This is a genomic window from Flavobacterium algicola (genome assembly GCF_022399565.1).
GTDB lineage: Bacteria > Bacteroidota > Bacteroidia > Flavobacteriales > Flavobacteriaceae > Flavobacterium > Flavobacterium algicola.
The window spans coordinates 808,639-822,132 of the sequence record NZ_JAJTUT010000001.1; the positions used below are offsets into that span (position 1 = coordinate 808,639).

12 protein-coding genes and 1 pseudogene are annotated in these 13,494 nt (G+C 32.2%); 7 read left to right on the forward strand and 6 right to left on the reverse strand.

Annotated features, from left to right (window positions below; translation table 11 throughout):
• Positions 1-62 precede the first annotated feature (62 nt).
• On the forward strand, positions 63-452 hold the full coding sequence (locus tag LXH21_RS03480) for an SPOR domain-containing protein (protein WP_239862812.1): 390 nt from the start codon (positions 63-65) through the stop codon (positions 450-452).
• Between the two features lie 759 nt (positions 453-1,211).
• Positions 1,212-2,380 (forward strand): annotated as a pseudogene (locus tag LXH21_RS03485) (MFS transporter).
• Positions 2,381-2,397: 17 nt separating this feature from the next.
• On the opposite strand, the gene LXH21_RS03490 reads toward LXH21_RS03485, so the two are convergent.
• The 3 genes from LXH21_RS03490 to LXH21_RS03500 all read right to left on the reverse strand — a co-directional run bounded on the left by LXH21_RS03490 (position 2,398) and on the right by LXH21_RS03500 (position 5,300).
• On the reverse strand, positions 2,398-2,769 hold the full coding sequence (locus tag LXH21_RS03490; protein ID WP_239862814.1) for a 6-phosphogluconate dehydrogenase: 372 nt from the start codon (positions 2,767-2,769) through the stop codon (positions 2,398-2,400).
• Between the two features lie 308 nt (positions 2,770-3,077).
• Positions 3,078-4,622 carry an Rne/Rng family ribonuclease gene (locus LXH21_RS03495; RefSeq protein WP_239862816.1) on the reverse strand — a complete coding sequence of 515 codons (1,545 nt, stop codon included), beginning with the start codon at positions 4,620-4,622 and terminating at the stop codon, positions 3,078-3,080.
• A 387-nt stretch (positions 4,623-5,009) separates the two neighbouring features.
• Positions 5,010-5,300: an HU family DNA-binding protein gene (locus LXH21_RS03500; RefSeq protein ID WP_108739332.1), complete on the reverse strand. Its 291-nt coding sequence runs from the start codon at positions 5,298-5,300 to the stop codon at positions 5,010-5,012.
• A 134-nt stretch (positions 5,301-5,434) separates the two neighbouring features.
• On the opposite strand from LXH21_RS03500, the gene mutY reads away from it, so the two are divergent.
• From mutY to gldD, 4 genes are all read left to right on the forward strand, one after another.
• Positions 5,435-6,469 carry an A/G-specific adenine glycosylase gene (gene mutY / locus LXH21_RS03505; protein ID WP_239862818.1) on the forward strand — a complete coding sequence of 345 codons (1,035 nt, stop codon included), beginning with the start codon at positions 5,435-5,437 and terminating at the stop codon, positions 6,467-6,469.
• A gap of 37 nt (positions 6,470-6,506) precedes the next feature.
• Positions 6,507-6,950: a single-stranded DNA-binding protein gene (locus tag LXH21_RS03510; RefSeq protein ID WP_239862820.1), complete on the forward strand. Its 444-nt coding sequence runs from the start codon at positions 6,507-6,509 to the stop codon at positions 6,948-6,950.
• Between the two features lie 23 nt (positions 6,951-6,973).
• Positions 6,974-8,269 (forward strand): gliding motility-associated protein GldE, encoded by a 1,296-nt coding sequence (locus LXH21_RS03515; RefSeq protein WP_239862822.1) that lies wholly within the window; start codon positions 6,974-6,976, stop codon positions 8,267-8,269.
• A gap of 116 nt (positions 8,270-8,385) precedes the next feature.
• Positions 8,386-8,949, forward strand: a complete 564-nt coding sequence (gldD, locus tag LXH21_RS03520; protein WP_239862824.1) for a gliding motility lipoprotein GldD — start codon at positions 8,386-8,388, stop codon at positions 8,947-8,949.
• A gap of 86 nt (positions 8,950-9,035) precedes the next feature.
• Here the strand turns inward: gldD and LXH21_RS03525 are convergent, their stop codons facing one another.
• Positions 9,036-9,416: a heavy-metal-associated domain-containing protein gene (locus LXH21_RS03525; protein WP_239862826.1), complete on the reverse strand. Its 381-nt coding sequence runs from the start codon at positions 9,414-9,416 to the stop codon at positions 9,036-9,038.
• 95 nt (positions 9,417-9,511) lie between these two features.
• Between LXH21_RS03525 and LXH21_RS03530 the strand changes: the two genes are divergently transcribed.
• Complete coding sequence (locus LXH21_RS03530) at positions 9,512-10,384, forward strand: DMT family transporter (RefSeq protein ID WP_239862829.1); 873 nt, start codon at positions 9,512-9,514, stop codon at positions 10,382-10,384.
• A gap of 96 nt (positions 10,385-10,480) precedes the next feature.
• Here the strand turns inward: LXH21_RS03530 and LXH21_RS03535 are convergent, their stop codons facing one another.
• Positions 10,481-11,896 carry a M16 family metallopeptidase gene (locus tag LXH21_RS03535; protein WP_239862830.1) on the reverse strand — a complete coding sequence of 472 codons (1,416 nt, stop codon included), beginning with the start codon at positions 11,894-11,896 and terminating at the stop codon, positions 10,481-10,483.
• 91 nt (positions 11,897-11,987) lie between these two features.
• Entirely contained in the window at positions 11,988-13,310 is a 1,323-nt protein-coding gene (locus tag LXH21_RS03540) for a M16 family metallopeptidase (protein WP_239862832.1), read from the reverse strand.
• Between the last annotated feature and the right edge of the window lie 184 nt (positions 13,311-13,494).

A 13,494-nucleotide genomic window follows, 5' to 3' on the forward strand; every position in this document is an offset into this window, starting at 1 on the left:
AATAATATTTCACTTTCACATTAAGGCATTAAGTCTTACTTTTGCTTAAAAATCATCCTATTATGAGAATTTTAACATTTAAAAACAGCCTAACAGCCAGCTTTTTACTCTGTTTAACAACTACAATCACAACTGCACAACAATCAAATACTACTCTTAAACAAGACAGCAAATTTGAACAACTACTAACTGAAAAAAGAAAGATCAATAGTTTGAAGGATGTAAACGAACGTTATAAGATACAAGTTTACACAGGAAATAGTGAGGGCGCAAAAAAAGCACTTTACGATTGCAAACAAGAATACAAAGAGCTTGACGGAACAATGGTTTTCTTTACACCTAACTATAAGGTATGGATTGGAAATTTTAGAACAAGACTAGAAGCAGTACGTTGTAGTATGGAAATCAAAAAGAAGTATCCTAATATGTTAATTATAAAGCCACAGACCTAAAATTGATAATTTTACCGTCATCAAAATTTAAATTCTACCCTACAATTTAGAAATAATAGACACAAGCCCATTACTTAGGAATGACGTTTGTGTCTTTTTTCATTTTACCAATTACTTCCAAAAGTAGTAGACAAAATTAGTTGGAAAAGGTGGTAACAAATTAAAACCTATAATTTAAAGTAGTAATAGATATAACCTTCAATTTTTACTAAGAACTCCTTAATTGAAATTTAACAATTATTAGCTGCAATCAGATGTTAGGAATAAAAAGATTTGAACATTAGAATTAACACATAACGTTATTATATTCTTAAAATAATTTGCTCAAACACTTTCTAATTAAAAGTAAAAAATAAGATGATTTCAATTAAGCAACATTTTTGAAATAGCTACTACATTTCACACTCCAATTCTGCATTCATCTTTGGTGTATTTATAAAATTAAAATGATTATACCTTTATTATTAAAATAGCATTGGCCAGCAAGAGAAATTACGAATAGTTCTCTCATAATATAAGCATATACATTTTTACAAACATATTAATGTACTACTACTTGGAGATACATGGGTTGTTAAATAATAAGTCATTATAAGATCGAATACAGTATTGAATTTCTTCAAACACATCTAATAACAGAGATGTAGATTACTTTATTTAAACGTGCCCAGTAATTTCAATTAAATAGCTTAGAAGTATAGGTAATAATGTAGCGAGAAAAACTAATTTTGCTTCTAAATAATGATTTAAAAATAAATAATGAAAAGAAGTCTTCTACCACTAACGCTAGGTGGATTAACAATCGGAATTACCGAGTTTGTAATGATGGGATTATTACCAGATATTGCAAGTGATTTAAATATTAGCATACCAATCGCAGGCTATTTAATCTCTGCATATGCACTTGGAGTTGTAATTGGTGCACCGCTATTGGTGATCATAACTAGAAATTTACCACCCAAAAAAACATTATTAATTCTTGCTGCTTTACTAGCTATTTTTAATTCACTATCAATAATAGCTCCTAATTATAATATCTTATTTCTATCTCGATTTCTTTCTGGTCTGCCACATGGAGCTTTTTTTGGAGTAGGTGCCGTAGTAGCAAGTAAACTCGCAGATAAAGGTAAGGAGGCCCAAGCAATTTCGGTGATGTTTCTCGGACTTACAATTGCAAATGTAGTTGGAGTACCTATAGGTACCTATATAGGACATCATTTAAATTGGCGGTACACCTTTATAATAGTTGGTGTAATTGGAGTGATTACATTTCTTTCTATTAAATTATGGATGCCAGAAATCGAAGCCAAGAAAGAGGATAATATCAAAGGTCAGTTGCAATTTTTCAAGAAGGGTGAATCGTGGCTGGTTATATTGATTACAGCAATTGGCTCTGGAGGATTTTTTGCTGGATTAGTTATATAGCCCCTCTATTAACTGAAATTTCAGGGTTTGCAGAATCTGACGTACCATTTATTCTTATATTAGCGGGATTAGGTATGGTAATAGGAAACGTAGTAGGTGGGAAATTAGCAGACAAATTCTCCCCTGAAAAGACGACAATTTATCTACTCCTTACAATGGCATTAGATTTAAGTTTGGTATTTTTTCTATCAACGAGTACCTATATCAGCCTCCTTCTTGTTTTCACAACAGGTTGTTTGGCTTTTGCTATAATAGCTCCTATACAAATGTTGATGATTAAAACCGCGGTCGGTGCAGAAATGATAGCGTCTGCTACAATACAAGCAGCTTTTAATGTCGGAAATGCACTTGGTGCATTTTTAGGAGGCTTACCCTTATTAGCAGGATTAAATTATGCTTCACCAAATTTAGTAGGTGTTGCAATGGCTCTAGTAGGTGTAATTTTTACTCTTCTCTTTATACAGAAAAAAAGAAATTTAAAAAGAATGGCATCAGTAATCTAAGAATAAACGCTATAAAATTATTTACCAAATGGAGATTTATCTTGACGCACATTGGTGACGAAATATCTAGTATCACCCCACCAGAAAAAAGTTCGATATCTTTCGATGTAATCAATCTTAACAAACTGACCTTGAAAATCTTTCAGCTTTTGAATGGCAACAGGATCGTTATCTAAGATGGAGAACTCAAAAATCTGAGCACCGGATATACCTTGACTTATCTCACCTTCCCACGTCTTGACTACATATCCTTTATGACTTATTTTAATTAATTCACCAGAACGGACTCCCTCACTATAAGGTACATAGTATATAAAGGTAAAATAACTTCCTATGAAAATAATCAAAGCAAGCAAGACTAGGATTACTATTTTTTTTACTCCATTCATAATTACCAATTTATATTTTATTTCAATTATCAAGTATAATTACTAGATAACTTTATCATTTACATTTAGACTTGAACAAATATATAAAGTTCGTACTCAATTAATACAATTTACCAAAAGAGAATTAAGCTTAAATTAAAACCTTGTACAAGCAATAATAGTGAGGAATAATATTAAAATTTACCCTAATTTTATTATTCGCACAAGCAAAAAAATATAATCATATAAACTAATATAATTATATCTCACAAAAATTATTGACGTCAAGACACAAAAAAACCGCCTTTCTTGCAAAAGGCGGTTTTTGTTTATTCGTTTATAGCATTTCCATTAGTGTCATAGAAATGATATTCTAGGTACGTGTAAGCGTCACGTGGTATGATTTTTACCCATTTCTTATGTTCAAAAAACCATTTCGAACGTAATGATGGAAAACCTTTACTGAGGTATGCAGCCACAAATGGATGTGCATTAAGCACAACATTTTTGTGGATTTTTAATACTCTGTCTAGATCAGACTTTATACGATCAATAATTAATATTGGTGCTTCAATTTCACCATTAACATCATTAGGATCTTCTTCTCTAGTTTTAATATTTACTTCTGGTCTTACCCTTTGTCTTGTAATCTGGACTAATCCAAATTTACTAGGAGGTAAAATCTTATGCTTTGCTTTGTCATCATTCATTTCCTCTCTAAGGAAATCGAATAAGATTTTGCGATTCTCAGGATTTGACATGTCGATAAAGTCAATCACGATAATTCCACCCATGTCACGCAGACGTAATTGTCTAGCGATTTCGCCGGCGGCTATCATGTTTACTTCCATTGCGGTATCTTCTTGGTTGGTAGCTTTATTAGAACGGTTTCCACTATTGACGTCTATAACGTGCAATGCTTCAGTGTGCTCTATAATAAGATAAGCTCCTTTACTCATGGAAACAGTTTTCCCAAAGGATGTTTTGATTTGTCTCTCTACGTTGTATTTCTCAAAAATCGGTGTGTCTTTTGATTGATAAAATTTAACAATAGATTGTTTTGAAGGCGCAATTTCTTGCAAGTAATCTTTTGTTTGGTTGTACAACTCTTCGTCATCTATCTGAATGCTACTAAAAGTATCATTGAACACATCTCTTAATATAGAAGAAGCTCTATTGAGCTCTCCTAATACCTTGGATGGATGATGAGCAGTTGGTAATTTCTTACACATTGCAGTCCATCTGTCTAACAGGTTCTGCAAGTCTTTTTCTAATTCGGCTGTATTTTTGCCTTCGGCTACTGTACGAACAATAACACCAAATCCTTTTGGTTTGATTGATTGAACAAGCTTTTTCAAACGGTCCTTTTCTTTTTTATTTTCTATCTTTTGAGAAATAGAAACACGATCAGAAAAAGGAACTAAAACAATAAATCTACCCGCCAGAGATAGCTCAGCGCTAATCCTTGGTCCTTTGGTAGATATAGGTTCTTTGACAACTTGTACTAAAATAGATTGATTGGAGTTGATTACAGTTGTAATCGAACCATCTTTCTCTATCTCTTTTTCAAACTGAAAGTTTTTTAGGGAGAAATCTTTTATTTTACCTGCGCTTACAAGTTTTATGAATTTCAATTGAGAAGATAAATTAGGACCCAAATCGTGATAATGTAAAAAGGCATCTTTTTCAAAGCCTACATTTACAAAAGCAGCATTAAGTCCAGCAACTGGTTTCCTGATTTTGGCGATAAAAATATCACCAACCTGGAAGTTACTTTTTTCTTCTTCTTTATGTAATTCAATTAGTTTTCCATCTTTTAATAAGGCAAAATCTACGAAATCAGAACTAGATCTAATGATTAATTCTTTATTCATTTGTAAATTTTTATCCAGACTTTTTGACTTTTGGCTTTTAGCTTTTGGCTTTTGGCAAATTTTATATTGCTAATAGCTAATAGCTAAGGGCTAATAGCTAATTGTAAGGATGGATTAAACAATAATTTGAACAGGTTTTTTACCCGGAGAAAATCAGCTTGCAATCTTCAACTTGTAATTATCAGTAAACTGAAGATTACAAACTGAAGATTGATTACTAATTTTCAATTTCAATGAACGTTTAAAAACAAAAAAGTAGTTATAAACTACTTTTTCTTCTTGTGACGGTTAGCTCTCGCTCTTTTTTTACGTTTGTGAGTAGCCACCTTATGTCTTTTTCTTTTTTTACCACTTGGCATAATCTTTTAGATTTTATGATTAATAATATTATTTTGCTTCGTTATTCGTTTTTACTCCTTCTACAAAAACTTTTGCAGGTTTGAAAGCAGGAATGTTGTGTGCTGGAATCTTAATTGTTGTATTCTTAGAAATATTTCTTCCTGTTTTTTCAGCTCTAGTTTTTACGATAAAACTTCCAAAACCTCTTAAATAAACGTTATCACCAGTTTCTAAAGAGTTTTTAACCTCTTCCATAAAAGTTTCAACTGTTGCTTGAACATCTCCTTTTTCAAGACCTAGTTTTTCTGAAATTTTTGCTACGATATCTGCTTTCGTCATTGTCTTTCCTATTTATTATTTTGTAATAATTTTTTTTGAGTGTGCAAATATAGGAATTTAAAAAACAATATATCAAGCTAATTCATTAAAATTTAATCATATAAACTTTTACTTTTGTTTACAAATATTTTACAATGACATTTCATAATACGCTCATTTCTTGGTACTTAAAAAATAAACGCGATTTACCGTGGCGAAATACTTCCAATCCATATCATATTTGGCTCTCTGAAATCATGTTACAACAGACCAGAGTAGCACAAGGAACGCCTTATTTTCTGTCATTTACATCAAATTTTCCAACGGTTTTAGACTTAGCTAAGGCCGATGAAGAACAAGTTTTAAAGTTATGGCAAGGATTAGGATACTATTCTCGGGCTAGAAATTTACATAAAACAGCACAATATATAGCTTTTGAATTAAATAGCCAATTTCCAAACAATTATAATGACTTACTAAAACTTAAAGGTGTAGGTGAATATACTGCTGCAGCAATTGCATCTTTCTCTTATAATGAAGTTGTTCCTGTAGTTGACGGAAATGTATTCAGAGTATTATCCCGCTATTTTGATATCGAAAGCGATATTTCAATAGCAGCTACAAAAAAGGAATTCACAGCCTTGGCAGCAGCATTAATACCAAACGACAATCCTGCCCTATTTAATCAAGCTATAATGGAATTTGGTGCCATACAGTGTACACCAAAAAATCCAGATTGCACTATTTGTGTATTTAACGATAGCTGTATCGCATTGCAAAAGAAAAAAGTAGACAATTTACCTGTAAAATCAAAAAAAACTAAAGTACGGGACCGCTACTTTAATTATATAGTGGTAGAGGATGAAAATAAGAATACGATTATCAACAAACGCACGCAAAAAGGAATTTGGCATAACTTATATGAGTTCCCATTGATAGAAACGGATAAAGAAGAAGGTTTTAAATATGTATCCGAAGCTATTACACAAGATCTTTTCGCGAAAAGCATTATACTTGGTATAATAGAACATAATGAGAAAAGTATTATTCACAAATTATCACACCAACATTTGCATATAAAATTTTGGGGCATTAAGATAAAAGGACAAATAGATAAAGGAATTAATCAAAAAGAATTAAGAACCTTCCCCTTCCCTATTGTGATTCATAATTTTATAGAAGGAATTTAAAAAAAAAGTATCTTTGAATTAAATACCATATACAACTATGAACGGAACATTGAATAAAGTAATGCTTATCGGATTTCTAGGAGAGGAAGTTAAGATGCACTATTTTGAAGGAGGAAATTGTATAGGTCGATTTTCATTGGCGACCAACGAGGTGTATATCAATAAAACCACCAACGAAAAAATCACTTCTACAGAATGGCATAACCTAGTTGTACGCAATAAAGCAGCTGAAATTTGCGAAAAATATTTATCTAAGGGTGACAAAATTTACATTGAAGGCAGAATAAAGTCCCGTCAATGGCAAACAGAAGATGGCGCAACTAAGCATACGACAGAGATTCAAGTAACAGAATTCACTTTTTTGAACACTAAAAAAGATGCCGAAAACAACAAGCAAAATTCTCCAACTGAATCCACAAAAAACACTAACTTTGACGATCAAAAAAATAACGACTTACCTATAAATGATTTGCCGTTTTAATTGTATAACTAATCTTTTGTAATTTGGACCCAGATCCCAGTTTAAATCTCGCATACACAGTAGACACCGATCTATTATTTGGTGCATTTGCAATTCTACTTTTGCTGTTTTGCTCAGCGGTTGTTTCTGGAGCCGAAGTTGCTTTATTTTCGCTTTCACAAAAAGACATTGATGAATCTTTAAATGAAGATCAATCCAAAGGAAAGATTCTCGCCGATTTATTAACCCGTCCCAAAAAATTACTTGCAACACTGCTGGTTGCTAACAACTTTATCAATATTGGTATTGTTATCTTGTTCTCCTATATAGGAGGTAGCTTATTTTCAACTATTCATTCACCAGTTATCAAGTTTATTCTCGAAGTAATTGTTGTAACTTTTCTATTATTGTTGTTTGGAGAAGTATTACCAAAAGTATACGCAAGCAGAAACAATATTAAGTTTGCCAAATTTGTAGCGTTACCTGTTTTAATTCTTGAAAAAACACTTTCCCCCATCAGTATACCTATGCGCAGCGCAACAGTGTTTTTGCATAATAAACTCGGTAAGCAAAAAACAAGTTTTACAGTAGACCAACTTTCACAAGCACTAGAATTAACGTCTTCTGACGATACCACCTCTGAAGAGCAAAAAATCTTAGAAGGTATTGTCTCCTTTGGAAACACAGACACCAAGCAAGTAATGAGTCCGCGTATTGACGTGTTTGCACTCGAAATATCTGAAACATTCGAAGAAATCTGTCCTAAAATTATCGAAAAAGGATATTCTAGAATTCCCGTTTATCGCGATAATATAGATCAAATAGAAGGAATTTTATTTGTTAAAGATCTACTACCTTATATTAATCAAAAAGAATTTGATTGGACCTCCTTAATTAGAGAACCCTTTTTTGTTCCTGAGAATAAGAAGCTCGATAATCTACTTAAAGATTTTCAGAATATGAAAAATCACCTTGCAGTAGTTGTCGATGAGTATGGAGGAACTTCAGGATTAGTCTCACTTGAAGATGTAATTGAAGAAATAGTGGGCGACATAAGTGATGAGTTTGATGATGAAGATGTTAATTTCTCTCAATTAGATGATAAAAATTATATTTTTGAAGGTAAGATCAATCTAAAAGATTTTTATCGAATAGTAGAAGTAGATGAAGATTTATTTGAAGCAAAGAAAGGGGAAGCGGAAACGTTAGCTGGATTTTTACTAGAAATTGTTGGCAATTTCCCCAAAAAAGGTCAAAAAATTACATTTGAAAACTGCACATTTAAAGTCGAAACAGTTGATAATAAAAGAATTAAACAGATAAAATTCACACTTGACTAAATCTTTTGTTTTTTAAACAAGTTTATAATAGCCTTTTCCAAAGACCAATCTATACTAATAATAGCTCAGCCATCGTTTCATATTACCAACGGAATAAATTAACCGGTATTAAAATCATGTCACAAAAAAAGATCCTTTTTCTAATTCCTTTTTTTACACTTATATTATTTGTAAGCTGTAAAGACAATGTACTACCAAAACCGTCCAGTTATTTGAGGCTAGACTATCCAGAAGCACAATATGCTGCTTTTGACAACAGTTGTCCTTTTACATTTGACATTAATGAACAATCTATTATAACAGCTGATAAAAATTGTGGTTTTAGTATTGCTTACCCTAAAATGAAGGCAACCATTTATCTAACCTACAAACCCGTAACAGGAAATATAAATTCACTTTTGCGCGATGCCCAGAAATTAACGTATGAACACGTCATTAAAGCAGATGACATCTTAGAACAACCCTATCTAAATAGTGACAAAAAAGTTTACGGTATGTTTTACCAAGTAAATGGTAACGCAGCAACCAATTCACAATTTTATGTTACTGATAGTGTTAAGCATTTCATTACAGGATCTGTATACTTTTATGCCAAACCAAATTTTGATTCCATTATGCCCGCGGCAAGTTACATCAAGAATGACATGCAGCGATTAATGGAAACATTAAAATGGAAATAAACTAAAATCAAGATACATGAAAAAAGCCATTAAAAAATTACTTCTTAATGGCTTTTTTTTGCATCTATCACTAGATATATTTTGAATTATTTGAAATTTGATACTTTATAGGTAGCTCCGTCACCCTCAGCTTGTACAATTTTCGTCAAAGATTCTTGATTGTGAATTGTTTTATCAAAAGATATCGATGCTATTTTTTTATCAAAGTCAACTTCTGCAACTTGAACACCCTCCGCATTATTTAAGTCATCTTGTATAACTTTCGCACATCCCATCTCGCAAACCATACCGTCTATTTTAAACGTTGCTGTCTGCAAATTTTCAGCTGCAATTTCTTTTTTCACCTTCACTGTTTCTGTCTTATCATTGTGAGGGATTATTTTGTCTGCTACTTCCGTTTCTTTTTTACAACTTGCAAAGACAACTCCTGCGATTGCTAGTAAAGCAATTGATTTAATAATTTTCATAGCTTATAATTGTTTAAAAAATAATTACAAAATTACTCAAATTACTACCGTTAATTCATAAAATAATTACAATTTTGGATTAAATAAAAAATGCAATGGAATCAAAACAAATTAAATGGGCTTACTTAACCGTTTTAGCACTTATTTGGGGAAGCTCGTTTATATTAATTAAAAAAGGACTCGTCGGTTTGTCTGCTATTCAAGTAGGATCATTGCGAATTATATTCGCTTCACTCTTTCTATTAATAATTGGATTTAAAAGCTTAATCGAAATCCCAAAGAACAAATGGAAATATTTGGCACTTACTGCTATTTGCGGAACCTTTTTACCCGCTTTTCTATTTGCCATATCTCAGACAGAGCTCGATAGCGGCATCACTGCTATATTAAACTCGCTCACACCATTAAACACTTTAATTATTGGTGCAGTAGCTTTTAACTTAGGCTTCCAAAAGAGACAACTTTGGGGCGTTTTCATTGGACTTGCAGGTAGTTTGCTGCTTGTTTTGAATGGAGCTTTAAATCATCCTGAGCAAAACTATTATTATGCTTTTTTGATTATAACTGCATCGGTATGCTATGCTATAAATGTGAATTTAATTAAACATTATTTATCAGATATGAGTCCGCTGAGCATAACTACAGGGAATTTTGCTGTTTTGTTTATTCCAGCATTAGCCATTCTTTATTTTTCTGGGTTTACTGAGACTGTTCATATAGAAAAAGTACAAACATCGATTCTATATATTCTTATATTAGGAGTAGTAGGAACCGGAATAGCAAATATATTATTCTTTAAACTAATACAAATAGCATCTCCTGTATTCGCTTCTTCTGTGACCTATCTTATTCCATTGATTGCTTTTTTCTGGGGTATATTAGACAACGAAAGCCTTACCAACATTCAATTTTTAGGTGCATTTATAATCCTAGTTGGAGTTTACCTATCTGCTAGAAAACAAAATTAAAATCAAAAACCATTCTAAAACAAAATCATTTTTAATTATGAGTTTGCTATAGAATGGTTATTTATAGTACTGCGCAAGCTTTAGTAGCTCAAACAATTATTTATACTTTGGCTTTTCAACTGGATTACCATATTTATCAAAATAATTAATTGGAATATTTAGTTTCTCTAGTCCAGGTATTACTTCCTCTCCCTTAGCCGCTATAAATATTCTAGTATTCTCAATCAAAAAGTATTTGTTAGCAGCCTTTAAAACATCATCAGCTGTCACTGCAGTAATGGCTTTGATGTAGTTTTCATAAAAATCTGCGGGCAATTCTTCAATCTCAGTATTTAAAGCATATCTCGCTATCGATTGTGGTTTTTCAAAATTCATTACAAAACGACCAATAAATCCCGCTTTTACGTCGTTTAACAACTCGTCTGTAACTTTTTCTACGCGCATTTTCTTGATTTCCTTTACAAATTCAACAACTGCACTATCTGTAGCATTCACACGAACAGAAGATGACGATTTTAATTTATCAATATATTTCCCAACTCCAATAGAGGAATTAGCACCGTAGGTCCAGCCGTGCGCTTCACGCAAATTCATATTTAAATTACTATTATAACCACCACCTAAAACATGTGTAGCAATTACTGCAGGAAAGAAATCGGGGGCATTCATTTTTAAATGTACCGTATTAACCAAAGATATCTCTGACTGCGAAGCATTGGGAACATCAACAAAGTTAATCTCTAACGAAGATGCATTTGCCGGATCTGGATAAGACTCTTTGGGAGTATTCTTCTTTTTCCACTTACCAAATAGAGTTTCAACACTCTTTTTAACATCTTTATACTTTACATCCCCAATAATGACCAAATACGCATTTTCAGGTACAAAATGAGCATCATAATATTTTTGAATGTCTACAATATTTACATTAGCTATACTTTCTTGAGTTACATATTCTCCCATTGGATGATTCTTACCAAATGTCAAGACATCAACTACTCTTGATGCAATTGCAGGAGCACTCTTTTCTTGAGACTTCAAACTCTCCAACATTTTGGCTTTTTCCTTATTTAGCTCATCCTCTGTGAAATTTGGAAATAATGTACCAAAAGACATAAGTTCTAAAACGCGTCTAGAATATTTTGAGAGCGAATTGGCATACGCACCATTGGAACTAAAACTAACATTTGCCCCTAAAAAATCTAATTCTTCATTAAAATCATCTTTAGAAATTTTAACACTACCATTACCCATAAGGCTACTAGTCAAAAAATCTACTCCTTTTTTATCTTTTTCTGCAAAAGGCGGATTATCTATTGTCAAGTTAAACGTTACTCGTGGTAATTTATGATCCTCTACTACCATAACCTTCAACCCATTTGACAACGTAAAAGTTTGAGGTTTTTTGACATTTACAACGGGTGGCTTGCCTTGTTTCGGCTGTTTATAATCTTGTGCTTGCATAGTAGCTGTGAGCAATAAAAGGATGAATATTATTTTGTGTGTGTTCATATATGTGAAATATATTAATGGTCATATACGGTATCAATACATTACTGCAATTTACAGAGCAAAGACATTATATTGACAATTTCATAACTAATTAATTCTTAGATTCGATAGTTGGTACATAATCCAAAAGTAATCTTTGGTTGGGATTTAAATATTTTTTCGCAACATCTCTAATCTCTTCCCTAGTTATCGAATGGTAAATATCAATTTCAGTATTTATTAAATTTACATCTCCATATAGCATGTAATATTTCGATAAATTTTCGGCAACTCCTTCCACATTCGAATTGTTATTGACATACTGATTTTCAAATTGATTCTGTAATTTCTGAAAATCTTTTTCCGAAATTAAATCAGTTTGAATTTTTACAATTTCTTCATCAATTTCTTTCAGTAAATCTTCAGCATTAAAACCAGCCATCGGTAGACTGTAAACAATATACATTCCATAATCTTCTTGACTATAATTAAAAGCCCCTACCTGCAGCGCTTTTTTACTAACATCAACCATCTTCTTGTATAACTTTGAACTTTTACCATCACTCAAATAACCAGAAATATAATCCAATACTCTAGCCTCTCTGGTTTTCATAGACGGAGTTCTGTAAGAAGCCACCAACATTGGTATTTGTATATTGGGATCTTCGTAATTTGCCTTTATGGTTTCGGTAATTGGAGCTTCATCAAAAACAGGTCGCTCAACAACAGCACCTTTTTTAATAAATCCAAAATATTTTTCGATCCATTCTTTTGTTGTATTTATATCTAAATCACCTGCTACTACCAAAACGGCATTATTAGGAACATAGAATTTTTGATTAAACATTTTAAAATCCTCTAGTTTAGCTGAATTTAAATGTTCCATAGAACCAATTACTGGCCAGCGGTAAGGATGATTTTTAAACATGTTTTCTTTTACCACTTCGATAACCGCACCATAAGGCTGGTTATCAGAACGTGATCTTTTCTCCTCTTTGATCACACCCTTTTGGGTATCTACACCAATCTGGTTTATTACAGGATGAAATAGCCTCTCGGATTCCATCCAAAGTCCTAGCTCCAAACTATTCGATGGAAAGACTTCATAATAGTAGGTACGATCTTCAGATGTATTGGCATTGTTAACACCTCCATTTGCTGCAACTATCTTCATCCACTCCCCTCTCTTGATATTCTTGGTACCTTCAAACAATAAATGTTCAAAGAAATGAGCAAAACCTGTTTTATTAGGATTTTCATCTTTTGAACCCACATGATACATGACAGAGGTTACTACTACAGGAGCAGAATTATCTTGATGCAATATAACATGCATACCATTATCTAGATCATATTCTTCGAAAGCTATTTTTTGAGCCGAAGCTACTCCGCCTAACATAAGAGCAGTACTTGCTATCATTATATATTTTTTCATAGGGATTAATAAAAATTGTAATAGGATTACCTAAATAATTATACCAAAATTACTTTTTTTTCGTTACTATCGAATGATTGTTAACAATAATTTACTCAATAACATAGGTGCAATTGTACTATGAACCCAATAAATTAAAGCGATCAAAGAAAACAGGTTGTTTTTTCTTTTAAGTAATTGCACA